Annotated in this window: 23 protein-coding genes; 4 read left to right on the forward strand and 19 right to left on the reverse strand. The window is 74.2% G+C overall.

Translation table 11 applies throughout. The features are described 5' to 3' along the window. The 10 genes from EF903_RS02760 to EF903_RS02805 all read right to left on the reverse strand — a co-directional run. The coding region (locus tag EF903_RS02760; RefSeq protein ID WP_125540973.1) for an FAD-dependent oxidoreductase at positions 1-316 on the reverse strand (316 nt) is incomplete at its 3' end. Next, complete coding sequence (hpnD, locus tag EF903_RS02765) at positions 313-1,281, reverse strand: presqualene diphosphate synthase HpnD (protein WP_399419994.1); 969 nt, start codon at positions 1,279-1,281, stop codon at positions 313-315. The genes EF903_RS02760 and hpnD, both read right to left, overlap by 4 nt. Continuing rightward, positions 1,278-2,213 (reverse strand): squalene synthase HpnC, encoded by a 936-nt coding sequence (gene hpnC, locus EF903_RS02770; RefSeq protein WP_185902501.1) that lies wholly within the window; start codon positions 2,211-2,213, stop codon positions 1,278-1,280. Before hpnC ends, hpnD begins: the two co-directional genes overlap by 4 nt. Before the next feature lie 338 nt (positions 2,214-2,551). Then, complete coding sequence (locus EF903_RS02775) at positions 2,552-3,334, reverse strand: ABC transporter ATP-binding protein (RefSeq protein WP_125540975.1); 783 nt, start codon at positions 3,332-3,334, stop codon at positions 2,552-2,554. After that, positions 3,327-4,256 (reverse strand): ABC transporter permease, encoded by a 930-nt coding sequence (locus EF903_RS02780; RefSeq protein ID WP_114055051.1) that lies wholly within the window; start codon positions 4,254-4,256, stop codon positions 3,327-3,329. Before EF903_RS02780 ends, EF903_RS02775 begins: the two co-directional genes overlap by 8 nt. Before the next feature lie 97 nt (positions 4,257-4,353). Next, entirely contained in the window at positions 4,354-5,208 is an 855-nt protein-coding gene (locus EF903_RS02785; RefSeq protein ID WP_390336358.1) for a glycosyltransferase family 2 protein, read from the reverse strand. A gap of 35 nt (positions 5,209-5,243) precedes the next feature. Then, a complete protein-coding gene (locus EF903_RS02790) occupies positions 5,244-6,023 on the reverse strand; it encodes a CDP-alcohol phosphatidyltransferase family protein (protein ID WP_125540977.1) in 780 nt (259 codons plus the stop codon). Next, entirely contained in the window at positions 6,001-7,062 is a 1,062-nt protein-coding gene (locus tag EF903_RS02795) for an iron-containing alcohol dehydrogenase family protein (RefSeq protein WP_125540978.1), read from the reverse strand. The genes EF903_RS02790 and EF903_RS02795 overlap by 23 nt, the downstream gene beginning before the upstream one ends. Beyond that, positions 7,050-7,802: a sugar phosphate nucleotidyltransferase gene (locus EF903_RS02800; RefSeq protein WP_125540979.1), complete on the reverse strand. Its 753-nt coding sequence runs from the start codon at positions 7,800-7,802 to the stop codon at positions 7,050-7,052. Before EF903_RS02800 ends, EF903_RS02795 begins: the two co-directional genes overlap by 13 nt. Next, entirely contained in the window at positions 7,799-9,598 is a 1,800-nt protein-coding gene (locus EF903_RS02805) for a DUF5941 domain-containing protein (protein ID WP_125540980.1), read from the reverse strand. The genes EF903_RS02800 and EF903_RS02805 overlap by 4 nt, the downstream gene beginning before the upstream one ends. Positions 9,599-10,096: 498 nt before the next feature. On the opposite strand from EF903_RS02805, the gene EF903_RS02810 reads away from it, so the two are divergent. Both EF903_RS02810 and idi read left to right on the forward strand, forming a co-directional pair. Further along, the gene (locus EF903_RS02810) at positions 10,097-11,413 is read left to right on the forward strand and encodes a bifunctional class I SAM-dependent methyltransferase/N-acetyltransferase (protein ID WP_125540981.1); all 1,317 of its coding nucleotides are present in this window, start codon (positions 10,097-10,099) and stop codon (positions 11,411-11,413) included. Positions 11,414-11,571: 158 nt separating this feature from the next. Next, on the forward strand, positions 11,572-12,171 hold the full coding sequence (idi, locus tag EF903_RS02815; RefSeq protein WP_125540982.1) for an isopentenyl-diphosphate Delta-isomerase: 600 nt from the start codon (positions 11,572-11,574) through the stop codon (positions 12,169-12,171). Positions 12,172-12,180: 9 nt separating this feature from the next. Here the strand turns inward: idi and EF903_RS02820 are convergent, their stop codons facing one another. Continuing rightward, the gene (locus tag EF903_RS02820) at positions 12,181-12,678 is read right to left on the reverse strand and encodes an ATP-binding protein (protein ID WP_125541013.1); all 498 of its coding nucleotides are present in this window, start codon (positions 12,676-12,678) and stop codon (positions 12,181-12,183) included. Positions 12,679-12,807: 129 nt separating this feature from the next. Further along, positions 12,808-13,473, reverse strand: a complete 666-nt coding sequence (locus EF903_RS02825; protein WP_125540983.1) for an HdeD family acid-resistance protein — start codon at positions 13,471-13,473, stop codon at positions 12,808-12,810. Positions 13,474-13,548: 75 nt separating this feature from the next. Between EF903_RS02825 and EF903_RS02830 the strand changes: the two genes are divergently transcribed. Then, positions 13,549-14,295 (forward strand): enoyl-CoA hydratase/isomerase family protein, encoded by a 747-nt coding sequence (locus tag EF903_RS02830; RefSeq protein WP_125540984.1) that lies wholly within the window; start codon positions 13,549-13,551, stop codon positions 14,293-14,295. Here the strand turns inward: EF903_RS02830 and EF903_RS02835 are convergent. Next, positions 14,273-14,908 carry a DJ-1/PfpI family protein gene (locus EF903_RS02835; RefSeq protein WP_125540985.1) on the reverse strand — a complete coding sequence of 212 codons (636 nt, stop codon included), beginning with the start codon at positions 14,906-14,908 and terminating at the stop codon, positions 14,273-14,275. The genes EF903_RS02830 and EF903_RS02835 overlap by 23 nt on opposite strands. Positions 14,909-14,976: 68 nt before the next feature. Beyond that, complete coding sequence (locus tag EF903_RS02840; protein WP_125540986.1) at positions 14,977-15,930, reverse strand: GlxA family transcriptional regulator; 954 nt, start codon at positions 15,928-15,930, stop codon at positions 14,977-14,979. Positions 15,931-16,057: 127 nt separating this feature from the next. Between EF903_RS02840 and EF903_RS02845 the strand changes: the two genes are divergently transcribed. Then, positions 16,058-17,695: an ABC-F family ATP-binding cassette domain-containing protein gene (locus EF903_RS02845; RefSeq protein ID WP_125540987.1), complete on the forward strand. Its 1,638-nt coding sequence runs from the start codon at positions 16,058-16,060 to the stop codon at positions 17,693-17,695. Between the two features lie 19 nt (positions 17,696-17,714). Here the strand turns inward: EF903_RS02845 and EF903_RS02850 are convergent, their stop codons facing one another. The 5 genes from EF903_RS02850 to EF903_RS02870 form a co-directional block, all read right to left on the reverse strand. Then, positions 17,715-18,488 carry an SDR family oxidoreductase gene (locus tag EF903_RS02850; RefSeq protein ID WP_125540988.1) on the reverse strand — a complete coding sequence of 258 codons (774 nt, stop codon included), beginning with the start codon at positions 18,486-18,488 and terminating at the stop codon, positions 17,715-17,717. A gap of 32 nt (positions 18,489-18,520) precedes the next feature. Continuing rightward, positions 18,521-19,699, reverse strand: a complete 1,179-nt coding sequence (locus EF903_RS02855) for an MAB_1171c family putative transporter (protein WP_125540989.1) — start codon at positions 19,697-19,699, stop codon at positions 18,521-18,523. Continuing rightward, a complete protein-coding gene (locus tag EF903_RS02860; RefSeq protein WP_125540990.1) occupies positions 19,689-20,189 on the reverse strand; it encodes an ImmA/IrrE family metallo-endopeptidase in 501 nt (166 codons plus the stop codon). Before EF903_RS02860 ends, EF903_RS02855 begins: the two co-directional genes overlap by 11 nt. 281 nt (positions 20,190-20,470) lie before the next feature. Beyond that, positions 20,471-22,939: a Tex family protein gene (locus EF903_RS02865; RefSeq protein WP_125540991.1), complete on the reverse strand. Its 2,469-nt coding sequence runs from the start codon at positions 22,937-22,939 to the stop codon at positions 20,471-20,473. Positions 22,940-23,017: 78 nt separating this feature from the next. Further along, positions 23,018-23,881, reverse strand: a complete 864-nt coding sequence (locus EF903_RS02870) for an SCO6745 family protein (protein WP_125540992.1) — start codon at positions 23,879-23,881, stop codon at positions 23,018-23,020. Positions 23,882-24,142: the final 261 nt, after the last annotated feature.

Raw genomic sequence — 24,142 nt, forward strand, 5'->3', positions numbered from 1 at the left:
GAGCGACGTCGAGGACGGGGACGTCGAGCCGGTCCTGGAGCGGGGCGAGGGCGGCGCCTCCGACCCGGTCGAGGAACCACCGGTAGGCGGTGCAGCAGCGGAGGTAGACGTGCTGGCCGTTGTCGACGGTGAGGTCGCCGCGCTTGAAGGAGAACGCGAGGCCGCCGAGGCGGGGGCGGCCCTCCAGGAGGGTCACCTGCAGGCCCGCGTCGGCGAGTTCGAGGGCGGCGGTGGTGCCGGCGAGGCCGCCGCCGACGACGACGGCGCGCCGGCCGGCGGCGCGGGCGGGGTCCGGGGAGCCGGTCGTGGGGGTCATCGGGTGCGCCTCCGCGTGCTCTGGCGGGTGATGGTCCGGGCGTCGAGGCCGGACAGGCCGCGTACGGCGACGTACGCCTTCTCGTGGGTGGGCAGCGAGACGCGGCCGCGGAGGACGGCGTCCGGTTCGCGTTCGATGCGGTCGAGGAGGCGGCGGTAGATGCCGGCCATCGCGGCGACGCAGGCTCCGCTGCGGCGGTCGAGGAGCGGCAGCAGCCGGTAGCCCTCGGCGAACAGGGCGCGGGCGCGGCGGACTTCGTGGTGGACGAGTCCGGCGAAGTCGGCGGTGGCGGGGAGCCGGCCGGTGCGGAAGCCGGCCGGGTCGCAGCCGAATTTGGCGAGGTCTTCGGCGGGCAGGTAGGTGCGGCCGTTGCCGGCGTCCTCCCGGACGTCGCGCAGGATGTTGGTGAGCTGGAGGGCGAGGCCGAGGGTGTCGGCGTAGGCGGAGGCGTGCTCGGCGCGGGGTCCGGCGCCGGCGGTGGTGCCGAAGACGCCGAGGGAGAGCCTGCCGATGGCTCCGGCGACGCAGCGGCAGTAGGCCTTCAGGTCGTCCCAGGTGGCGTAGGTCTCGCCGCGGACGTCCATGAGGACGCCGTCGATGAGTTCGTCGAGTCCGCCGAGGGGGATGGGGAAGCGGCGGGCGGCGTGGGCGAGGGCGACCGCGACGGGGTCGGTGTCGTCCTCGTCGACGGCGCCGGAGCGGACCCGGCCGAGCAGGGCGCGGGTCTCCTCCAGGCGGGCGAGCTTGGCGTCGGGCGGCAGGGTGCCGTCGCCGATGTCGTCGACGCGCCGGGAGAAGGCGTAGAGCGCGGACATGGCCTGCCGCTTGTCGGCGGGCAGCAGTCTGATGCCGTAGGCGAAGTTGCGCGCCTGCGTGCCGGTGACGGCCTCGCAGTAGCTGTAGGCAGCCTGGACCTGCGCGGACGGCGCGGTGGTGTGTGCGGAACCCTCCACGGTCGGGCTCACCCCTTTCTCAGCGCGGTGCGCAGGACGGCGGCCACCTCGCGGAGCAGGCCGCTCCTGGTGGGCTTGGGCGGGCCGGGCAGGACGTCGAAGCCGGCGTCGGAGATGGCGCGCAGGGCGGCGCGGCCGCCGCCGGTGAAGCCGGCGAGGAGCAGGCGCAGGCGCCCGCGGACGCTGCCGACGAGCGGGGTGCCCTCGTCGAGGAGGTCGCGGGCGCGGGCGGCCTCGTGGGCGACGAGGGAGCGGACGCAGGCCCCGGCGGTGGGTGCGGCGAGGTCGGCCTCGGTGACGCGGAAGCGGCGCATGTCCTCGGCGGGGAGGTAGATGCGGTTGCGGCGGAGGTCCTCGGCGACGTCCTGGAGGTGTTCGACGATCTGGAGGGCGGTGCAGATCGCGTCGGACCGGCGGATCCGCTCGGGGGTGGCGGTGCCGGTGAGGCCGAGGACGAGGCGGCCGACGGGGTTCGCGGACAGCTCGCAGTAGGCGAGGAGGTCTCCGTACGTCGCGTAGCGGGCGGTGTGCTGGTCCTGGCGGTTGGCCTCGATCAGGGCGAGGAACGGCTCGGGGGTGAGGCCGTGGTCGCGGACGACGGGCCGCAGGGCCGCGAGGAGCGGGTGGCGGGGCGGGGTCCCGGCGCCGAAGACGCGCCGCAGGTCTGCTTCGAGGGCGTCGAGCATGGCCGGCCGGTCGTCCGCGGCGGCGGGGTCGAGGCCGAGGAGGGCGGCGTCGCGGCCGCCGGGGGCGAGGTCGCCGTCGCCGATGTCGTCGACGAGGCGGGCGTATCCGTAGACGGCGGTCAGGCCGTCGCGCCAGGCGCGCGGGAGGAACGCGGGGGCCACGGGGAAGTTCTCCGTCCGGGCCTTGTCGAGGGTGGCGCTCGTGTGGGCGTCGGGGGCCGGTGTCGGCCGGGGACGGATGCCGTGCGCCGGGGTCACCGCCCGCCGCCCGCGGCGGGGACGGCCGTAATGCCTGGGGGCCGGAGAATTCCCGTAGCCATTGCCGTCATATCTCCCGTTCTACACTGCCGACCCAATGCATCCTATTTCGGACACGCCGCCGGACTTTCCCCGGGGTGCCCCAGGCCGTTCACCTGCGGGGAATCGTCCCCTCTTGCCGCGATTCAGGACCGCCCCAGCTTACGCTGTACAACGCCGCGGAACGCTCTGGGGTATTCACCGCGCCACCGAATGTCGGGCGTGAAATGTCCCGCGGCGGGCGGGGACATGCGAGGACCCCCGCTGCTCGGCGCGGCGGGGGCCCCTTGCCGTCACGTTCAGTGACCGGACGCCTTCTCGTATGCCGAGACCACCTCTTCGGTGGGCCCGTCCATCAGGAGTTCGCCCTTCTCCAACCACAGGACACGGCTGCAGGTGTCGCGGATCGACTTGTTGTTGTGGCTCACCAGGAAGACGGTTCCGGCCCGCTGGCGCAGCTCGCGGATCCGCTCCTCGGAGCGCACCTGGAACTTGCGGTCGCCGGTGGCGAGCGCCTCGTCGATCATCAGTACGTCGTGGTCCTTGGCCGCCGCGATGGAAAAGCGCAGGCGCGCGGCCATGCCGGAGGAGTACGTGCGCATCGGCAGGGAGATGAAGTCGCCCTTGTCGTTGATTCCGGAGAAATCGACGATGTCCTGGTAGCGCTCGTGGATCTGCTCGCGGCTCATGCCCATGGCCAGGCCGCCGAGGACGACGTTCCGCTCGCCCGTGAGGTCGTTCATCAGCGCCGCGTTGACGCCGAGCAGCGACGGCTGGCCGTCGGTGTAGACCTTGCCGGACTCGCAGGGCAGCAGGCCCGCGATGGCGCGCAGCAGCGTCGACTTGCCGGAGCCGTTGGAGCCGATGAGGCCGATGGCCTCGCCGCGGTAGGCGGTGAAGGACACCCCGCGCACGGCGTGGACCCGGCGGACGCCGGGCGCGTCTCCCTTGCCCCTGCGGAGTATCTTGCTGAGCGCCGCGGTGGCGCTGCCGCGGCCGGAGCTGCCGGTGTTGACGCGGTAGACGATGTGCACGTCGTCGGCGATGACGGTGGGGACGGAGCCCCTGTTGTTCTCAGCCACGGCCGTAACGCTCCTCAGCCTTCCAGAAGTACACGAAGCCGCCGAGGCCGATGACCACGGCCCAGCCGACGGCGAAGGCCCAGACGTGCGGCGGGAGGTTCTCGCTGCCGTAGCCGTCGATCAGGGCGAAGCGGATCAGGTCCATGTAGATCGCCGCCGGGTTCCACTGGAGGACGTCCGCGATCCACGCCGGGCGGTCCTTGAGCATCTCGTTGATCGAGAACATGACGCCGGAGGCGTACATCCAGGTGCGCGTCAGGAACGGCATCAGCTGGGCGAGGTCGGGGGTCTTGGCGCCCATGCGCGCGAAGATCAGCGCGAGGCCGGTGTTGAAGACGAACTGGAGCACCAGCGCGGGGATCACCAGCAGCCACGACAGCGAGGGGTAGCTGCCGAAGATGACCGCGACGACCAGCACGACGATCATCGAGTACATCAGCTGCTGGAGCTGCTGCATCGAGAAGGAGATCGGCAGGGACGCGCGCGGGAAGTGCAGGGCGCGGACCAGGCCCAGGTTGGAGGGGATGGCCCGCACGCCCGCCATCAGCGAGCTCTGCGTGAAGGTGAAGACGAAGATGCCGATGACGAGGAAGGGGATGTAGACCCCCTTCTCCATGCCGCGGCCCGCGTTCAGGATGAGGCCGAAGATCAGGTAGTACACGAGCGCGTTGAGCAGCGGCGTCGCCACCTGCCACAGCTGGCCGAGCTTGGCCTGGCTGTACTGGGCGACCAGCTTGGCCCGGGAGAACGCCATGATGAAGTGGCGCCGCTCCCAGAGCTGCCGCACGTAGCCGGGCAGGCTCGGCCGGGCACCGCTGACGGACAGGCCGTACTTCCTGGCGAGCTCAGCAGGGGTCAGCCCCGCGTCTTCGGACGGCGGCTTGCTCGTGGCGAGGGCGCCATCCTGGGTTGTGTCACTCACAAGTTGAAACTTTCCGTCTTCACGATGCGGCAGAGGCGGGCCACGGACGAGAGGCGCTCTGTCCCTGGTCGCGAACATGTTCTCAAACGCCAGCGTGTCAGATGACAGGCGGTCGACCCAGCCGGGTCAGCCGCCAGACCGTACGCCACCTCATCGGGCGCCGGGGACCGCAGGGGGTGGTCCAGCCCTCCTTGAAGCCGCCGAACCATGCCTTGAGCGCCGGCCCGGAGGGCCTGCGCAGGAGCGTCAGCAGCAGCCAGACGCCCACGTAGACCGGGACCAGCGGGAGGGGCAGGTTGCGGCGGGCGAGCCACACCCTGTTACGGGCCACCATACGGTGGTAGACCGCGTGCCGGGAGGGGGCGGTCGCCGGGTGCAGCAGCACCATGTCCGCCCGGTAGTCGATCATCCACCCTGCGTCGAGGGCCCGCCAGGCCAGGTCGGTCTCCTCGTGGGCATAGAAGAACTCCGCCGGGAGGGTGCCGACCTGCCCGAAGACCGCGGTCCGCACGGCGTTGGCGCCGCCGAGGAACGTGGTCACCCGGGAGGACCGCATCGGGTCCGAGGCCCGCAGCCGCGGCACGTGCCGCCGCTGCGTGGTGCCGGTCTCGGGGTCGGCGATCCGGAAGCTGACGATGCCCAGCCGGGGATCCTCCGCGAAGGCGCGGCGGCACAGCTCGGCGGTGTCCGTGCGCTCCAGCAGCCCGTCGTCGTCGAGGAAGAGCAGGATGTCGACGTCGCTGCCGCCGGGGCCGAAGGCCTCGATGCCGACGTTGCGGCCGCCGGGGATGCCCAGGTTCTCGGGCAGGGCGACGGTGCGCACGCCTGCCGCGGGGTCGGCGAAGGCGGCGGGGTCGACGCCCTGGCCGACGATGACGACCTCGACCGGGTCGCCCTCCTGGCGGGCGACGGAGTCGAGGAGCGCCTTCAGCTCGTCGGGGCGGTTGCCCATGGTGATGACGACCGCGCCGACGCGCAGCGGGGCGCTCACCGCAGCCTGCTGGAGACGAGGACGGACACCAGGTGGAGCACCGTCTGCAGCATCGCGATGCCGGCCAGGACGGCCACGCCGAGGCGGGTGAAGTACAGGCCGCCCTGCATCTGGTCCAGCACGGCCAGCACCAGGATCAGCAGCGAGGCCTCTATGCCCAGGATCAGGCGGTGGAACTTGAGGGCGGCTGCGGTCCGGCGGGCCAGTGCCATGCCGGAGGAGCGCGGCTCGGCGGCGGCCTCCTTGACGGGGGGCAGCCCGCCCTGGTGCCGGGCGACGCCGACCAGGTCGGTCTCCGCCTTGATCAGGACGGCGCCGAGTGCGGCGAGCGTGCCGAGGAAGGCCCACAGCCAGTCGATACGGCCGCCGCCCCACAGGTCGGCGGCGCGCAGGCCGAGGCCGACGAGGACGGCCGCGTCGCACAGGTAGGCGCCGACCCGGTCCAGGTAGACCCCGGAGAGGGAGTACTGCTTCTTCCAGCGGGCGACCTCGCCGTCGACGCAGTCCAGCAGCAGGTAGAGCTGGACGGCGACCACGCCGAGGACGGCGCCCCAGACGCCCGGCACGAGCAGCGCGGGCAGCGCGAGGACGCCCGCGAGGGTCATCACGTAGGTCAGCTGGTTCGGCGTGACCTTGGTGGTGACCAGGAGGCGGGTGATGCGCAGGGAGACCTCGCGCATGTACAGGCGGCCGCCCCAGTGCTCGCCGCTGCGCCGGTCCTTCACGCCCTCCGGGTGAACGACGGGCCGGAGCTCAGCTACGGATGGTCTTGGCATAGTCGGCGTAAGCGTCCCTGATATCGGCGGCGGACAGGTTGCGGTGCTCCAGGATGGTGAAGCGCCCGGGGCGGGTCTGCGGTGCGTACTCGACCGCGGCGACGAACTCCTCCGCGCTGAAGCCGATCTCCTCGGGGAGCACCGGCAGGCCGTGGCGGCGCAGCACCTCGGCGAAGAGCCCGGACTGCTCGGCGGCGCCCCGCAGGTGCATCGCGAAGGCGGCGCCGAGGCCGACCTGCTCGCCGTGGAGCGCGGAGCGCCCGGGGTGGAGCAGGTCGAAGGCGTGGCTGATCTCGTGGCAGGCGCCGGAGGCGGGGCGGGTGTCCCCGCTGATCGACATGGCGATGCCGGTCAGGACGAGGGATTCGGCGAGGACGGTGAGGAACTCGTCGTCGCCGCAGCCGCCGGGGTGGCGCAGCACGGCCTCGCCGGCGGTGCGGGCCATCGCGGCGGCGAGGCCGTCGACGGCCTCGCCGTTGACCTCGTGCGACAGCTCCCAGTCGGCGATGGCGGAGATGTTGGAGAGGGCGTCGCCGATGCCGGCGCGGACGAACCGGACGGGCGCCTGCTTGATCACGTCGAGGTCGATGACCATCGCGATCGGGGTGGGCACGCCGTAGGAGCCGCGGCCGTTGTCGTTGTCGAGGGTCGCGACCGGCGAGCAGATGCCGTCGTGGGAGAGGTTGGTGGCGACGGCCACCATGGGCAGGCCGACCCGCGCCGCGGCGTACTTCGCCACGTCGATGATCTTGCCGCCGCCCAGGCCCACGACGGCGTCGTAGCGGCGGCCCTTTATGTCGTCGGCCAGCTTGACGGCCGAGTCGATGGTGCCGTCGACGACCGCGTACCAGTCGGCGTGCGGCAGCACCGGCTCCAGCTTGGTGCGGAGCACCTGGCCGGAGCCGCCGCTGATGGCGATGGCCAGCTTGCCGGACGCCGAGATCCGCTGGTCGGCCAGGAGGCCGGCCAGGTCGTCCATCGCTCCCCGGCTGATGTCGACGACGACCGGGGAGGGGATGAGCCTCGTCAGTACTGGCATGCGATCGTCCGGCCCTTGGCGAGGTCGTCGTGGTTGTCGATCTCCACCCACCTGACGTCGCCGATGGGGGCCACGTCGATCACGAAGCCGTCGTCGACGAGCTGCTGGTAGCCGTCCTCGTAGTACAGGTCCGGGTCGCGCTCGAAGGTGGTCTTCAAGGCCTCGGCGAGGGCCTGGGCGGCCTCCGGCTCGATGAGGGTGACGCCGATGTACTCGCCGGTGGCGTCGGCCGGGTCCATCAGCTTGGTGATCTTCTGCACGCCGCGGCCGTCGGCGGTGACGACCTTCATCTCCTCGTCGGCCAGGTCCTTGACCGTGTCGAGGGCGAGGATGATCTTCTTGCCGTCGCCGCGGGCGGCGAGGAGGGTCTCCTCGACGGAGACCGGGTGGACGGTGTCGCCGTTGGCGAGGATCACACCGCGGCCCAGGACCTCCCGGGCACACCACAGGGAGTAGGCGTTGTTCCACTCCTCTGCCTTGTCGTTGTCGATCAGCGTGATCGTGAGCCCGTACTTGGCCTCCAGGGCCTCGCGGCGCTCGTAGACGGCCTCCTTGCGGTAGCCGACGACGATCGCGACCTCGGTCAGGCCCACGGCGGCGAAGTTGCCGAGGGTCAGGTCGAGGACGGTCAGGCTCTCCTCGTCGCCTTCGGGGCCGACGGGCACGAGGGCCTTGGGCAGGGTGTCGGTGTAGGGACGCAGGCGGCGTCCGGCACCGGCAGCGAGGACAAGGCCGATCATGCTGGTTCTCCTTCGTCATGTACGGCGGGTGCCCCGGAGGAGACCCAGAAGCGGATGCTCTCGGCGAGCACCACGGTTGCCACGGCGACGGCCAGGGCGGTGAGCGCGAAGCGGAAGTCCGCGGCGCGCGTCGCCAGGACGGCGGCCAGGACCGCGGTCAGCAGCACCCGGCCGTCGTGGCCGCCGATCGTCCGCACGAGCCAGCGCGGGGGCGCGCCCGCGTTGCCGCGGATGCGGTAGACCGTGTCGTAGTGATGGTAGGCGACCGCCGCGACCAGTCCGAATGCCGCCGGGAGGGCTCCGGGGGCGTCCGCCTTGGCGGCCAGGACCAGCACGGTGGTGTACTCGGCGGCCCGGAAGACGGGCGGGATCAGCCAGTCGAGGGCCCCGGCCAGGGGGCGGGCGACGGCGACTCCGGCGAGCACCGCGTAGCCGGCGGCCGCCACGGCGGTCTGCCAGGCTCCGAAGGGCTGCGCCCAGGCCGTCCACAGCAGGCCGGCCGAGCCGGCCACGGCGGCGGCGAGCCCGGCGGCCGGCGCCCTGCGGCCGAGGGCGCGGCCCGCGGCGCGGGCGGTGAGCTCGGCTGCGGGGCCGGTGTCGGCCAGGTCGGCCAGGGCCCGGGCGGCGCGCTCGGTGCGCCGGGCCTTGCGGGTCAGCGAGCGCAGCACCCGGCCGGCGGTGGTGTAGAGCGCGCCGAACGCGCAGCCGGCGAGCAGGGCGTAGAAGACGATGCGGGGGGTGGTGAAGGCCGTCAGGACGGCGATCATCGCCCAGCGCTCGCCGATCGGCAGGATGATCATCCGGCGGAGCCAGACGGTCCAGCCGACGCTGTCGAGCCGGTCGGAGAGGGCCGCGGTGGGGCTGGTGTTCGCGGTCGCGTCGTGGTTGGCCTCGTTGAACGAGAAGTCCACGACGTGCCGGCAGGTCATGAGGATCATCGCGCCGAGCGCGAGCCCCCACACGTCGTCGCCGCCGCGGGCGGCGCCCAGCGCGAGGCCCGCGTAGAAGGAGTACTCCTTCGCCCGGTCGAAGGTGGCGTCGAGCCAGGCGCCCATCGTCGAGTACTGGAGCGAGTAGCGGGCCAGCTGCCCGTCGGTGCAGTCCAGGACGAACGAGACCAGCAGCAGCACGCCCGCGGTGACGTACCCCCAGCGCTCGCCGGTGGCGGCGCAGCCGGCGGCGACGAGCGCGGTGGCCAGCGATGCGGTGGTGACCTGGTTGGGGGTCAGGCCCCGGCGGGCGCACCATCGGGCGATGTAGCGCGAGTAGGGGCTGATGAAGAAGGTGGTGAAGAACCCGTCGCGGGACTTCACGGCGGAGCGCAGGCGCACCGCCTCCTCGTCGACGGCCGCGACGGCGGCCTCGGCGGCCTGCCGCTCCTCCGCGGTCGCGGGGACGGCGGCGACGAGGCTGCCCAGCTCCGGCCGCTGGACCGGTGTCCCGGAGGCCTCGACGGCGGCGGCGAGCCGGTCGGCCCAGGGGCCGTCGCCGGCTTCCGTTTCGGGCAGCGCGGCGGCCTTGTCGAGGGCCGCGCGCGCGGCCGGCCGGACGGTGAGGGCACCGGTCGTGGCGCAGGCGTCGAAGCGCGGGTCGGTCAGCGCGAGGCGCAGCGCGTGGACGTGCCCGACGAAGGCGCTGTCCACGACGGCCACCCGCTGGTCGGCGGGGACGGCGGCGAGGACCGCGGCCGCGTCCGCCGGGCCGGGCGCGGTGCGCACGTCGAAGCCGAGGGAGCGCAGCTCTTCCGCGAGCGGTGATCCGGGGACCGGCAGACCGGTGAGGATGACGGTCGACAGACGAACTCACTCCTTGCGGCGATCACGGCGGCAGACGCCGCACGGGGGCGCGGCAGCACGTCGGCAGAGGCTATCGGATGGCGGGAAGCACGGGCTCACCACCCGTTTGGCTCCCCGGTCGCCGGCGGCCCCGGTGGCCGGGCGCCTCGGCGCGATCATCATCGGTGATCGCGCCGAGGCGCGACAAACCCCCGGATGTTAAAGTGGGGCGGCTCACGCCGGCTCCGGCCGGCGGGGCGGGCAGGAGGCGGTCCCGCACCGGGCGGACCGCGACGAGGAGCGGCCGTCCTTCGCGGGCGGGCGGGGACCGGTACGGGTCGGCCGAGCGGCCGGCGTACGGGTCCGGAAATTTCGGGAGGTGGGTTGATGGCCGTCGCAGCGGTCGCTGCCGTGCGCAGCGAGCTCCGGTTCGTCCCCCTTTCCCTGCGGGTGCCCGGACGGGCCTGATCCCACCGATCCGGCCCGTCGGCGGGTGCCCCTTCCCTTCGAGGGTTCACGTTGACCGACCATTCCGGTTCTCTTTCCGACCACTGCACCCACGCCGAGCTCGTGGAGGCGTTCTTCGCCCTGCACGCGGGCCTGCCCCGGCAGGGCCCCGGCTCCGACGACACCACCCGGCACCTGCTGTCGCTGTGCGGGCCCCTGCCCGAGCGGCCGCGGATCCTGGACCTCGGCTGCGGCCCCGGCCGCAGCGCCCTCCTCCTCGCACAGGAGGCCGGCCCGGGCGCCGAGGTGACCGCCGTCGACCTGCACCGGCCCTTCCTCGACGAGCTCCGCACCGCCGCCGCCGGGCGCGGGCTCGCCGACCGGATCCGCCCCGTCGAGGCGGACATGGCCGCGCTCCCCTTCCCCGCCGGGTCCTTCGACCTGGTGTGGGCGGAGGGCTCGGCGTACATCCTGGGCTTCGACGCCGCGCTCGCGCGGTGGAAGCCGCTGCTCGCGCCCGGAGGGACCCTCGTGCTCACCGAGTGCGAGTGGACCGCCGGGGAGCCGTCCGCCGGGGCCCGCGCCTTCTGGGACCCGCGCTCCCCCCTGCGCCGCACCGCCCGCAACATCGCGGCGGCGCAGGCGGCCGGCTACCGGGTCCTCGGGATGCACCTGCTGCCCGACTCCGACTGGGCCGCGTACTACGGGCCGCTCGCCGAGCGGGTCGCCGGGGCCGAGGCCCGCGCCCGGGCCGGGAACGCCCCCGGGGCGGCGGCCGCCGCGGCGCTGGCCGAGGCACGCGAGGAGATCGCCGTACGCTCCCGGCACGGCCGCGAGTACGGCTACACCGGCTACGTCCTGCGCCCGGCGGACGCCCGCGGGGCGGCGGCCTGGCCGACCCGGCCGGAGGCGCCCGGGGACGCGGCCGCCGTACGGGCCGTCAACCTGGCGGCCTTCGAGACCCCGCTGGAGGCGGACCTCGTCGACGCGCTGCGCGCGGACCCGGCATGGCTGCCGGGGCTGTCGTACGTGGCGGAGGGCCCGGACGGGTCGGTCGCGGCGCATGCCCTGCTGACCCGCTGCGAGGTCGGCGGCGCGGCGGCCCTCGCCCTCGCACCCGTGGCCGTCGATCCGGCGCTCCAGCGCTCGGGCGCCGGCAGCGCCGTCGTACGGGCGCTGCTCGCGGCGGCGCGCGAGCGCGGGGAGTCCCTCGTGCTGGTGCTGGGGCACCCGGAGTACTACCCGCGGTTCGGGTTCGTCCCGGCCTCGCGGTTCGGGATCCGGGCGCTGTTCGAGGTGCCGGACGAGGCGATGATGGCGCTGGTGCTCGACGCGGCGGCGCCGCTGCCGCGGGGCACGATCGCCTACGCGGCGCCGTTCGGCGTGTAGTCGGGCAGGGCCGGGGGCGGCGCGCGGGGCGGGGTTTCCGCGCGCCGCCCCCGGCCGCTTACCACGCAGCCGGGGCAGACATGCGCGAACCGCCGAAGTGCGGACGAGTGTCGCGCGTGGGGCAGACTGGGGGCCTGAGTCCGAAGCGAAGGATGGGTATGCCGACCACACCAGCCACCGCCGCGAACAGCGCGCCCCACGGCACCGGCACTCAAGAACCGATCATGCTCGAACTGGTCGACGAGTCCGGCAACACCATCGGCACGGCGGAGAAGCTCTCCGCCCACCAGGCGCCCGGCCTGCTGCACCGGGCCTTCTCCGTGTTCCTCTTCGACGAGCAGGGCCGCCTCCTGCTCCAGCAGCGGGCGCTGGGCAAGTACCACTCGCCCGGCGTCTGGTCGAACACGTGCTGCGGGCACCCCTACCCCGGGGAGTCCCCGTTCGCGGCCGCCGCCCGGCGGACGCACGAGGAGCTGGGCCTGTCGCCGTCGCTGATGGCCGAGGCGGGCACGGTCCGCTACAACCACCCGGACCCCGATTCGGGTCTGGTGGAGCAGGAGTACAACCACCTGTTCGTGGGACTCGCGCAGGCGGCGCTGCGGCCCGACCCGGAGGAGGTCGCGGACACGGCGTTCGTGACCCCCGATGAGCTGGCGAAGCGCCACGCCGAGGTGCCGTTCTCGGCGTGGTTCATGACGGTGCTCGACGCGGCCCGGCCGGCGATCCGCGAGCTGACGGGCGACGCGGCCGGCTGGTAGGCCCGCCGCTCAGTGCGCCCGGGCGGGCGGTACGGCGAGCGGCAGGGCCGCCCAGATGACCTTGCCGCCCGCCGCGGTGTGCTCGACGTCGCAGACCCCGCCGGCCTCCCGGGTGGTCTCGCGGACGAGCAGCAGCCCCCGGCCGCCGGTCTGCCCGAAGTCGGCCTCCAGCGCCTTGGGCCGGTAGGGGTGGTTGTCCTCGACGGCCACCCGTACCCACTCCCTGCCGATCGCGACCTCGACGGCCACCTCCGGGGACAGCAGGGCCGCGTGCCGCACCGAGTTCGTCACCAGTTCGGAGACGATCAGCAGCAGGGAGTACACGAGGTCCCGGTCGGCCGGTACGCCTTGGCGGCCGAGCAGGTCGCGGACCGCACGGCGGGCCTGCGGAACGGATTCTTCAACGGCGGGCACGGTGAACCGCCACACGCCTTCGTACGCGAGCGGTCCGGCCGGGGCCTCCGGCTCACCCGCCTCGACCGGCGGGACGCCCCCGCTGACTTCCATCTCCCGGCCCCGTCCTTCGCACTCGATCGTCTCCACTCGTCCAGAGTGGGGAACGGGCGGTGCGGTCCGGACCGCTGACCACAACTCGGCGGGATTCGGCCGCTTTCCGACCGGCGGCGTATGACAGCGTCAGTTGTGCGACTGTTCCTGACCCCCTGCGGGTCCCTCTCCGGCCGCTCCGCCTCCCCCGCCGCCCTCCTGGCCGACCAGGCGCAGGACGCGCCGCGCCCCCACTCCCAGCGCGATCAGCGCCAGCCCGTCGAAGAGCAGGGCGAGGGAGAAGAAGGTCCCGATCACGTACAGGCTGCTGCTGGGCCAGCTCGCGAGGATCAGCAGGCCCAGCACGATGCCGAAGGCGCCCTGGACGAGCGTCAGCCCGAAGTGCGCGCCCCGCACCACGATCGCCCCGACCAGCCGGAAGACCCCCGCGACGAGGAACAGCAGCGCGGCGAACATCGTCAGCGCCTCTGCACTGGCCTCGGGGCGGCGCAGCACCACGAAGCCCGCGGCGATGTTGACGGCGGCGACCATGACGGTCAGCCAGAAGTGGCTGCTGCCCCGCGACTGCACGGCCTGGACGAGGCCGACGATGCCGCCGACCAGCAGAAGCCAGCCGAACAGGAACATCGAGGTGAGCGTCGCGAGCCCCGCGTACACCAGGCCGGCCAGGCCGCCGAGGACCAGTACCGCGCCGAGCACGGCCAGCAGCGCGTAGTTCCGCTTGAGCTTCTTCGCCCCCTTGGCGTCGAGGCCGCCGGGCGGGGGGTCTGCGCCGTCTGCCGGGTCTGCGCCCATGGGCGTGCCACCTTTCAGCGCCCCCCGTCGGACTCCCCGATCATAGGTTCGGCCGCCCGGGATAGCATCCGGCGCATGGACGCTGCCCTCCTGCACTCGGTCGACGACGGGGTCGCCACCGTCGTCATCTCCCACCCCGCGAAGCGCAACGCCATGACCGCGGCGATGTGGCGGGCGCTTCCGGAACTGCTGGACGCCCTGTCCGCCGATCGGGCGGTGCGCGTGCTGGTGCTGACCGGGGCCGGGCCGACCTTCTGCGCCGGCGCGGACATCTCCTCCCTGGCCGGGAAGGAGGACCCGCAGGCCTTGGCCGTGGTCGCGGAGGAGGCCCTGGCGGCCTTCCCGAAGCCGACGATCGCGGCGGTCCGCGGCTTCTGCGTCGGCGGGGGCAGCCAGCTCGCCGCCGCCTGCGACCTGCGCTTCGCGGAGGAGGGCTCCTCCTTCGGGGTGACGCCGGCCCGGCTCGGCATCGTCTACCCGGCCTCCTCGACGCGCCGGCTCGTCTCCCTGGTCGGCCCGGCCACCGCCAAGTACCTCCTCTACTCGGCCGAGTTGATCGGCGCCGAGCACGCCCTGCGGGCGGGCTTCCTCGACGAGCTGCTGCCGGCCGGGCAGCTGGAGGGGCGGGTCGCGGAGTTCGCCCGCATCCTGACGACCCGCTCGCAGCTGACGCAGGCGGCGGCGAAGGAGTTCGCCGACGGCCGGTCCGACCGGGCCGCCCACTGGGCGGCCGAGGCCGCCGCGAGCGGCGACACCGCGGAGGGCGTCGCCGCGTTCCTGGAGCGGCGGACCCCCGCCTTCACCTGGACGGCAGGGGGCTGACCGCACGCAGCCGCGCGACCAGGTCCGCCGGAGCCCTGTCCGGCGAGCCGGCGTCGTAGGGCGGCTGCGGGTCGTACTCGATCATCAGCTGGACGGTCTGCGCCTGCTCGTCCCCGGCGAGGCGGCCCACCAGCGCCAGCCCCATGTCGATGCCCGAGGACACCCCGGCGGCCGTGGCGTACTTGCCGTCGAAGACGACGCGCTCGCCGGTGGGCCGGGCGCCGTACGCCGGGAGGCGGTCCAGGTAGAGCCAGTGGCTGGTGGCGCGGCGGCCGTCGAGAAGGCCCGCGGCGGCGAGCAGCAGGGAGCCGGTGCACACCGAGGCGGTCCAGGTGGTGGCGGTGTCGACGGCCCGCAGCCAGTCGAGGACGGCCGGGTTGCCGGTCTGGGTCTCGGGGTGGGGTCCTCCGGGGACGAGGAGGATGTCGGGGCGCAGCACCTCGCCGAGGGCCTTCTCGGCGACGAGGGACAGCCGGCCGGAGTCGCAGCGCACCGGGCCGGGGCGCTCGGCGACGAACACGGTCTCCGTGCCGGGCAGGTGGGCGAGGGTCTCGTAGGGGCCGACGGCGTCGAGGGCGGTGAAACCGTCGTAGAGCAGGACGGCGATCTGCATGTCTCCTCCGGAGGGGCGCTGGGATGGAAGCGGGATGCGGCCGGCGGTGTACGGCGGCCGGGTGCGGGTCAGTGGCCGAAGCGGCGGCGGTACTCCGCCGGTGGCTGGCCGAGGGTCTTCACGAACGCGCGGCGCAGGGCCTCGGGGGTGCCGTATCCGCAGGCCCGGGCGATCTGGGCCACCCCCTCGCCGCTGTCCTCCAGCAGCCGCCGGGCGTGCTCGACCCGTACGCGCTGCACGTACCGGCCCGGGGTGACCCCGGTCTCGGCCTGGAAGGCCCGCGCGAAGTGCCGCGGCGAGAGCCCCGCGCGGGCGGCGAGCGCCTCCACTCCGAGGTCCTCCCCCGGGTGCTCGGTGATCCAGTGCTGCACCTCGCGCAGCGGCTCCCGCAGCGCGGTCTGGGCGGTGAGCTGCGCGCTGAACTGGGCCTGGTTGCCGGGCCGCCGCAGGAAGACGACGAGGTGCCGGGCGATCGACAGGGCGACCTGCCTGCCGTGGTCCTCCTCGACGAGGGCCAGGGCGAGGTCGATGCCCGCCGTGACGCCGGCGGAGGTGGCGACGGGGCCGTCGCGGACGTAGATCGGGTCCGGTTCGACGGCCACGCGCGGGTGGTCGCGCGCCATCTGCTCGCAGGCCGACCAGTGCGTCGTGGCGCGGCGGCCGTCGAGCAGCCCGGCCTCGGCGAGCAGCAGCCCGCCCGTGCACACGGACACCAGCCGCTGGGCGCCACCCCCGTGGGCGCGCAGCCAGTCGGTGAGCCGCGGGTCGAAGTCGCGGTAGCGCCCGCCGGGCACGAGCAGGGTGGTGCCGGGGCCGGGCCGCTCGTCCTCCAGGGAGCCGTCGGGTACGAGGGTGAGGCCGCTGCCGGTCCGCACCGGCCGGCCGTCGGCGGAGGCCGTGCGGATCTCGTAGGGCGTCCGCCGCGGGAAGTGGGAGACCGCGGCGAACACCTCCACGGGGCCGGTCAGGTCCAGGCTCTGGACCCCGTCGTAGAGGACGGCGAGCACGCTGCGGGGTGACATGGCTCCATGGTGTGAGCCCGGTCCGGGCGACCGCAATGACGTGCTCCCCACCAATCCGGCCATCGCCCTTCGGCGGGTTCCCGCGGCGCCCCGGCGGCGGTGCGGGCGCGGATAGGATCGGTCCACCATGACTGCAACCCTCGTCGCCAAGAACATCGGTGCCGCGCACGGCGAGCGCACGCTCTTCGCCGGACTGGACCTCGTCGTCGCCCCGGGCGACGTCATCGGCCTCGTCGGCGTCAACGGCGCCGGGAAGTCCACCCTGCTGCGGCTCCTCGCCGGCCTGGACACCCCCGAGGAGGGCGAGCTGCGGCTCTCCCCGCCGACGGGCACCGTCGGTCACCTGCCGCAGGAGCCGGAGCGCCGGCCCGGCGAGACGGTGCTGGAGTTCCTGCACCGGCGTACGGGCGTGGCCGCCGCGCAGGCGGAGCTGGATGCGGCGACGCAGGGCCTCGTGGACGGGGCGCCGGGCTCGGACGACGCGTACGCGACGGCCCTGGACCGCTGGCTGGACCTCGGCGGCGCCGACCTGGACGAGCGCGCCCGGGAGGTTGCCGACGAGCTGGGCCTCGCCGTGGGCCTGGACCTGCCGATGACCGCGCTGTCCGGCGGCCAGGCCGCCCGCGCGGGCCTCGCCTCGCTGCTGCTGTCCCGGTACGACGTGTTCCTGCTGGACGAGCCGACCAACGACCTCGACCTCGACGGCCTGGAGCGGCTGGAGCGGTTCGTCGGCGGTCTGCGCGCCGGCACCGTCGTCATCAGCCATGACCGCGAGTTCCTGGCCCGCACGGTCACCAAGGTCCTCGAACTGGACCTCGCGCAGCAGCAGATCAACCTCTACGGCGGCGGCTACGAGTCGTACCTGGAGGAGCGGGCCCGGGACCGGGCGCACGCTCGCGAGGAGTACGAGGAGTACGCGGACAAGCGGGCCGCCCTGGAGGGCCGGGCCCTGATGCAGCGCAACTGGATGGACAAGGGCGTCCGGAACGCCCGCCGCAAGGCCACCGACAACGACAAGATCGGCCGGAAGCTGCGCGGCGAGGCGAGCGAGAAGCAGGCGGCCAAGGCCCGGCAGACGCAGCGCGCCATCGAGCGGCTGGAGGTCGTCGAGGAGCCCCGCAAGGAGTGGGAGCTGCGGATGGAGATCGCCTCCGCCCCGCGCTCCGGCTCGGTGGTGGCGACGCTGCGGGAGGCGTCCGTCAAGCGCGGGGACTTCGCGCTCGGCCCGGTGAGCCTCCAGATCGACTGGGCGGACCGGGTCGCGATCACGGGGGCGAACGGCGCGGGCAAGTCGACGCTGCTGGCGCTGCTGCTCGGCCGGCTGGCTCCGGACTCGGGTTCGGCGGCGCTGGGCTCGGGCGTGCTGGTCGGGGAGGTGGACCAGGCACGCGGGCTGTTCCTCGGCGGGGAGCCGCTGCTGGAGGCGTTCTGCGCGGCGGTCCCGGAGACCGAGCCGGCCGACGTGCGGACCCTGCTGGCGAAGTTCGGGCTGAAGGCGGCGCACGTCCTGCGCCCGGCAGCGACGCTCTCCCCCGGCGAGCGGACCCGGGCGGCCCTCGCCCTGCTCCAGGGCCGCGGGGTGAACCTTCTGGTGCTGGACGAGCCGACGAACCACCTGGACCTGCCGGCGATCGAGCAGCTGGAGTCGGCCCTGGAGGCGTACGAGGGCACCCTGCTGCTCGTCACGCACGACCGGCGGATGCTGGAGGCGGTCCGGGTGACCCGCCGCCTGCGCGTCGCCGACGGCGGGGTCGCGGAGCTGTAGGGGGCGGGCCGTCCGGCGGCTACCGGGCGGCGGGCGGCCTGCGGGTGCGGGCCATGCGGCGGGCGACGAAGTCGCGCGGGAGGTGGCGTGCGGCCAGGGCGTACGCGCGGTAGCGGCGGCCGGCGATGCTGACGGGGCGGCGCAGGGCCAGGTCGCGCAGGGCGCGGTCCACGACGGCCTCCGGCTCCAGCCAGACCGCCTCGCGCAGGGTGGAGGTGTCCATGCCGGCGCGGGCCTGGAACTCGGTGCGGGTGAACCCGGGCACCACGGCGAGCACCCGGACGCCGTAGGGGGCGGCGTCGACGCGCACGGACTCGCTGAAGGCGGTGACCCACGCCTTGGCCGCCCCGTAGGTGCCGGTCGGCAGCAGGCCGGCCACGGAGGACACGTTGAGCACGGCGCCGCGGCGGCGGGCGCACAGCCCCGGCAGGACGGCGTGGGTCAAACGCAGCGGCACCTTCACGAGGAGGTCGAGCATCCGCTCCTCGTCCTCGACGGGGCTGTGCGGGAACGGGGCGGCGAGCCCGAACCCGGCATTGTTGACGAGGACGTCGACGGGCCGGGCTGGGTCGGCGAGGCGGTCGGCGACGCGGCGGAGGCCGGCCTCGTCGAGCAGGTCGGCGGGCAGGACCTCGCAGTGCGCGCCGAACTCGCGGCGCAGCCGGTCGGCCACCGCGCGGAGCCGGCCGGCGTCACGGGCGACGAGGACGAGGCGGCAGCCCTTGGCGGCGAGGCCGCGGGCGAAGGCCGCTCCGAGGCCGGAACTGGCCCCGGTGATCAAGGCGGTGGGCACGGGAGGTGTCTCTTCCTGCGGCGGTACGGGGGTCAGGGGGCGAAGGCGGTGGTCTCGGGCGAGCCGTAGGCGCGGGCGACGTCCACGAGGAAGCGGGCCTCGTCCTCCAGCCCGGTGCCCTCCGCCGGGGTCTGCATGGCTGCGGGCAGCACCCACTGCGCGGCCGGCCCCGGTACCCCGGACCGGCCGGCGAGCTTCGCCTCGCGGGCCTCCTTCAGGACGCAGGCCAGGGCGGCCGCGGAGCGCCGCGGCTCGGGCACTCCGCGCACGGTGACGTGGGCGGCGGCGAGTTCGGGGATGCCGGGGGCGACGTAGTCGCCGAGTATCAGGATGGCGTCGCGGGTCTCGATGACCTTGCGGTAGACGAGCAGGTTGCGCGGGACCGGCGGCCACAGCAGTTCCAGGAGGCGGCCGGCGCGCGGCTTGGTGAGCGCGACGTGCGGCACGGCCTGGACCAGGTCGCGCCACAGCGGCCACAGCCGCCAGGCGGTGGCGGTGTCCGCGGCGGTGCCGCGGAGCGCGAAGAGGGTGGGGACGAGGATCGCGGCGGCGCGCAGCAGGCCGTGCAGGTTCATCGTCAGCGGCATCGCGGGCATCGCCCAGGTGCTGCCGAAGAGGGCCTTGGCGAGGAAGGCGAGCCAGAACACGCCGGCGAGGGCGGTGCCGAGGCCGAACAGGCGCAGCCCGAAGGCGAGCGCGCGGCTCTCGGTGCGGCCGCTGTAGCGCCAGCAGAGGGCGACGCAGACGGTGTTGGCGATCAGGTGCGCGGCGATCAGGAGCAGCCAGTACGCCGTGGACGGCACGGGGTCGCCCTGCGCGGGGATGGTGTGGGTGCCGTGCGCGGGGGCGGTCGTGTCGAGGACGGCGAGTGCGGCGAGCCAGACGGCGGTCCCGGTCCAGGCGGCGATCTGGAGGGCGCGGCCCCGGGTGGCGGCGGCGACGAAGTAGAGCACGGCGCCGGCGGAGAGCACGCCGATGAGGTTGCGGGTCAGACCCACGGCGTGGGAGTGCGCCGGGTCGCGCATGGCGTGCGCGACGACGGCGGGCAGGTTCAGGGTCATCGCGGCCGCGGCGGTGGCGACGGCCAGCCACAGGCCGCGCTGCTGCGGGGAGCGCAGCGCGGCGGGCGCGCGCAGGAGGACGGCGGCCCAGAGGCAGACGACGCTGGGGACGGCGAGTGCGTCGCCGAGCGCGAGGAGCTCAGTGGCCACGGGTGCCCCGCCCGTAGCCCATGGCCGACTCCAAGCGCGCGAGGGTGCCGCGCAGTTCGGCGGCAGGCTTGGGGCAGGGCGTCGCCGTGCGGATGCGGATCATGCTGGCGAGCATCTCCGCCTCCTGCTCCTGGCGGGTGGTGTAGTTGGTGCGCCCGAGGACGACGGGGGCCTGGCCGCCCTTCTCCTCGCCGCGCAGCGAGTGGTGGCCGAAGAGGATGTGGCCGAGCTCGTGGAGGACGATGTGCTCGCGGTGCAGCGCGGTGGTGTGGCTCTCGTAGAAGACGTAGTCGACGCTGGCGGTGCCCACCCACAGCCCGCACACTCCCGATTCCGCGGCCTCCTTGGGCAGGGGGTGGAGGCGGATGGGCCTCCCCCGCTGCTCGGCCATCCGGTTGCAGAGCCCTTCGAGGGAGAAGGGGTGGGTGAGGTCCAGATGGCCGAGAATCTTCTCGCACCGTTTGCGGAGGCCGAGTTGCGAGTGGAGCATGTGATCCCTCTTCGGACCCTTTCGCGGGCAGCGTCGGTAGGCGTGAGCAGGCATGGGCGTGACGTCCTGTGCCATCAGAGGGCCTCGTAAGGTGCGGTCGCGAGGGGAAACGGAAAAGCCCGTCCGCCGGACGACGAACGGGCGTTCCCCATGCCTACAGATCATCTGTGTGCCTTGGCAAGGCATGTCCGCAGGTGGGGTGCCTATTCGGCCACCCCGCGGCGGGGCCTTGCGCCGGGGCCCCGCCACCTGCCTCCGGCCGCGCGCCGGCGGCCGGCCCGTTACCGGGTGCGCCGCCCCTCGGGGCCGGCGAGCCCCGCGCGGCGCAGGGCGTCGGCCATCGCGCTGTTCGCGGGGGCGGGGGCACCGCCGCCCTGGCCCTGCCTGCGGCCGTCGCCCTGTCCGCCGCGGCCCTGGCCGCCGCGCCGGCCGCCCTGGCCGCCCCGGCCGCCCTGGCGGTCCTGGCCGCCCTGTCCGCCCTGGCCGCCGCCGCGCTGCTGCGGGGGCCGGCCGCCGCCGCGCCCGCCCTGGCGGTCCTCGCGCTGCCGCGGCGCGCCGCCCGCCGCCGCCGCGCCGTGCTCGTCGTCCAGGCGCAGGGTGAGGGAGATCCGCTTGCGCGGGATGTCGACGTCGAGGACCTTCACGCGGACGATGTCGCCGGGCTTGACGACCTCCCGCGGATCCTTGACGAAGGTCTTCGACAGGGCCGAGACGTGCGCGAGCCCGTCCTGGTGGACGCCGATGTCGATGAAGGCGCCGAAGGCGGCGACGTTCGTGACGACGCCCTCCAGGACCATGCCGGGCTCCAGGTCGCCGATCTTCTCCACGCCCTCCTTGAACGCCGCCGTCCGGAACGCCGGGCGGGGGTCGCGGCCGGGCTTCTCCAGCTCGCGCAGGATGTCCGAGACGGTCGGCAGGCCGAAGGCCTCGGTGACGAACTGCTCGGGCCGCAGCGACCGCAGCACCGAGGTGTTGCCGATCAGCGCGGCGACCTCGCTGCCCGCGGTCTTCGCCATCGTCCGCACCACCGGGTACGCCTCGGGGTGCACGCTGGAGGAGTCCAGCGGGTCGTCGCCGCCGCGGATGCGGAGGAAGCCGGCGCACTGCTCGTACGCCTTCGGGCCCAGCCGGGCCACGTCCTTGAGCGCCTTGCGGCTGCGGAAGGGGCCGTTCGCGTCGCGGTGGGCGACGATGTTCTCGGCGAGGCCGGCGCTGATGCCGGACACCCGGGCGAGCAGCGGCGCGGAGGCGGTGTTGACGTCGACGCCGACGCCGTTCACGCAGTCCTCGACGACCGCGTCGAGGGAGCGGGACAGTTTCACCTCGGACAGGTCGTGCTGGTACTGGCCGACGCCGATCGACTTCGGGTCGATCTTGACGAGTTCGGCCAGCGGGTCCTGGAGGCGGCGCGCGATGGAGACCGCCCCGCGCAGCGAGACGTCCATGCCGGGCAGCTCCTGCGAGGCGAACGCGGACGCCGAGTACACGGAGGCACCCGCCTCGGAGACCATCACCTTGGTGAGCTTCAGCTCCGGGTGGCGGGAGATCAGGTCGGCGGCGAGCCGGTCGGTCTCGCGGGAGGCGGTGCCGTTGCCGATCGCGACGAGCTCGACCGCGTGCTCCTCGGCGAGGCGGGCCAGCTTGGCGAGGGACTCGTCCCACCGGTTGGCGGGGACGTGCGGGTGGATCACGTCCGTCGCGACGACCTTGCCGGTCGCGTCGACGACGGCCACCTTCACGCCGGTGCGGAAGCCCGGGTCAAGGCCGAGGGTGGCGCGGGTCCCGGCGGGCGCGGCCAGCAGCAGGTCGCGCAGGTTCGCGGCGAAGACGCGGACGGCCTCGTCCTCGGCGGCCGAGCGCATCCGCATCCGCAGGTCGATGCCGAGATGCACCTGGATCTTGGTGCGCCAGGCCCAACGCACCGTGTCGGCGAGCCACTTGTCGCCGGGGCGCCCGCGGTCGGCGATGCCGAAGCGGCGCGCGATCGCGCCCTCGTACGAGGACGGGCCGGGGGTCTCGGAGGGCTCCTCCGGCTCCAGGGTGAGGTCGAGGACGTCCTCCTTCTCGCCGCGCAGCATGGCGAGGACGCGGTGGGAGGGCAGCTCGGTGAACGGCTCGGCGAAGTCGAAGTAGTCGGCGAACTTGGCGCCCGCCTCCTCCTTGCCCTCGCGGACCTTCGCGGCGAGCCGGCCGCGGCCCCACATCCGCTCGCGCAGCTCGCCGATCAGGTCGGCGTCCTCCGCGAACCGCTCGGTGAGGATGGCACGGGCGCCTTCCAGGGCGGCGGCCGCGTCCGCGACGCCCTTGTCCGGGTCGGCGAACGCGGCGGCCGCGGCGGCCGGCTCCACCGACGGGTCGGCGAGGAGGGCGTCGGCGAGGGGCTCCAGGCCCGCCTCGCGGGCGATCTGCGCCTTGGTGCGCCGCTTGGGCTTGAAGGGGAGGTAGATGTCCTCCAGCCGGGCCTTGGTGTCGGCCGCGTTGATCCGGGCCTCCAGCTCGGCGTCGAGCTTGCCCTGCTCGCGTACGGAGTCCAGGATCGCCGCGCGCCGGTCCTCCAGCTCGCGCAGGTACCGCAGCCGCTCCTCCAGGGTGCGCAGCTGGGCGTCGTCGAGCATCTCGGTCGCTTCCTTGCGGTAGCGCGCGATGAACGGGACGGTGGAGCCGCCGTCGAGCAGCTCGACGGCGGCCTTGACCTGCCGCTCCCGTACGCCGAGCTCCTCGGCGATCCTGCCTTCGATGGACATCGTCACGTTCGGTTCCGCCTGCCTTCGTCGTGCATTGGAAGGCTGCCCATTGTGGCAGGTGGCCGCGCCCGGCGGCGCGGTACGTCAGGCCTTTCCGAACGCGTCGGCGGGGAAGGCCCCGGCGGCGACGGCCCGGGCGACGAAGCCGCAGCCCAGCTCGGCGAGGCGGGCCAGGCCCTCGGCGCCGAGGTGCTCGTACGGGCCGGCGTCGAGGCGGTCGGTGGTGTCCTCCAGGCGTTCGCGGACGGCCCGGCCCTCGGCGGTGAGCTCTCCCCCGGCGTCGAGGAGGCCGCGCTCGCGGAGCCGGGCAGCCGCGGCGTCGAGGTCGGACTGCTCCCAGCCGCGGATCGCCTTGATCCACTTGGGGGTCATGCCGCGGCCGGTCGCGGTGTGGCTGACGAGCGCCTCCAGCGGGTCCAGGCCGGCTTGGAGGAGTGCGGCGAGGTGGCCGTCGCCGCGGTGCTCGCGCAGCAGGGTGGTGGCGTACCACAGGCGCAGGTGCGCCTCGTCGGGGACGGGGAGGTCCGCGTGGGCGGCGTAGAGGGTGCGGGCGTGCCGGGAGCAGCCCTCGGTCGCGCGCATCGCGAGGTCGGCGGCCTCGGCCATCGCCGGGGATGCGACGGCCTCGTCGCCGAGGAGGCGGCGCAGGGTGGCGTCGGCGGCGCGGAGGCGGGCGGCGACGGCCTGCGCGGGGGTGATGGTGTCCCAGACGGCGGGGAGGTGCCGGGCTATGAAGTCGTGCCGGTAGTTGTAGAAGGTGGCGGTGACGGTGCCGGCGCCGACGGCGCCCATGGCGGCGGCGCGGGAGGCGAGGGCCGCGGTGGAGCGGTCGGCGACACCGAGGGCGGCGAACTGCGCGGGCAGGTCCGGGGAGAAGTAGATCGTCGCGTGCAGCGGGTTGACCGCGGCGTGCCAGGCGCGGCGGGCGGCGTGCTCGGGAAGCGTCATGACGGCCAGGTTACCGACTGCTCAGTATGCCGGGTCGGCGGGGGCCGGACGGCGGGATCCGGTGCCGGAGGGGCGCCATCCGGGGTCCGGAGGGACGCCATCCTGGTCGGCGCGGCGGGGTCCGAGGGTGCCGGGGCGTGGGGGAACCCTGTGGTTTCGGCCTTTTTCGGCCGCGGGCGGCACCGGCCGCAGCGGGTCGAGGCGGGGGCCGAAGCGGACGCCGCGGGCGCAACCGCCCCGCCGGGGCGGCAGTGCGGCCAC

This window comes from Streptomyces sp. WAC05292, assembly GCF_003949955.1.
In the GTDB taxonomy this organism is placed as follows: Bacteria; Actinomycetota; Actinomycetes; order Streptomycetales; family Streptomycetaceae; genus Streptomyces; species Streptomyces globosus.

Bases quoted from the DNA above. Each gene is read 5' to 3' on its own strand.
- EF903_RS02870 (WP_125540992.1), bottom strand. From the start codon at position 23,881: ATGACGCTTCCCGAGCACGCCGCCCGCCGCGCCTGGCACGCCGCGGTC.
- EF903_RS02825 (WP_125540983.1), bottom strand. From the start codon at position 13,473: ATGGGCGCAGACCCGGCAGACGGCGCAGACCCCCCGCCCGGCGGCCTC.
- EF903_RS02800 (WP_125540979.1), bottom strand. From the start codon at position 7,802: ATGATCGGCCTTGTCCTCGCTGCCGGTGCCGGACGCCGCCTGCGTCCC.
- EF903_RS02830 (WP_125540984.1), top strand. From the start codon at position 13,549: ATGGACGCTGCCCTCCTGCACTCGGTCGACGACGGGGTCGCCACCGTC.
- EF903_RS02790 (WP_125540977.1), bottom strand. From the start codon at position 6,023: ATGCCAAGACCATCCGTAGCTGAGCTCCGGCCCGTCGTTCACCCGGAG.
- EF903_RS02860 (WP_125540990.1), bottom strand. From the start codon at position 20,189: ATGCTCCACTCGCAACTCGGCCTCCGCAAACGGTGCGAGAAGATTCTC.
- idi (WP_125540982.1), top strand. From the start codon at position 11,572: ATGCCGACCACACCAGCCACCGCCGCGAACAGCGCGCCCCACGGCACC.
- EF903_RS02840 (WP_125540986.1), bottom strand. From the start codon at position 15,930: ATGTCACCCCGCAGCGTGCTCGCCGTCCTCTACGACGGGGTCCAGAGC.
- EF903_RS02820 (WP_125541013.1), bottom strand. From the start codon at position 12,678: ATGGAAGTCAGCGGGGGCGTCCCGCCGGTCGAGGCGGGTGAGCCGGAG.
- EF903_RS02785 (WP_390336358.1), bottom strand. From the start codon at position 5,208: ATGGGCAACCGCCCCGACGAGCTGAAGGCGCTCCTCGACTCCGTCGCC.
- EF903_RS02835 (WP_125540985.1), bottom strand. From the start codon at position 14,908: ATGCAGATCGCCGTCCTGCTCTACGACGGTTTCACCGCCCTCGACGCC.
- EF903_RS02795 (WP_125540978.1), bottom strand. From the start codon at position 7,062: ATGCCAGTACTGACGAGGCTCATCCCCTCCCCGGTCGTCGTCGACATC.
- EF903_RS02845 (WP_125540987.1), top strand. From the start codon at position 16,058: ATGACTGCAACCCTCGTCGCCAAGAACATCGGTGCCGCGCACGGCGAG.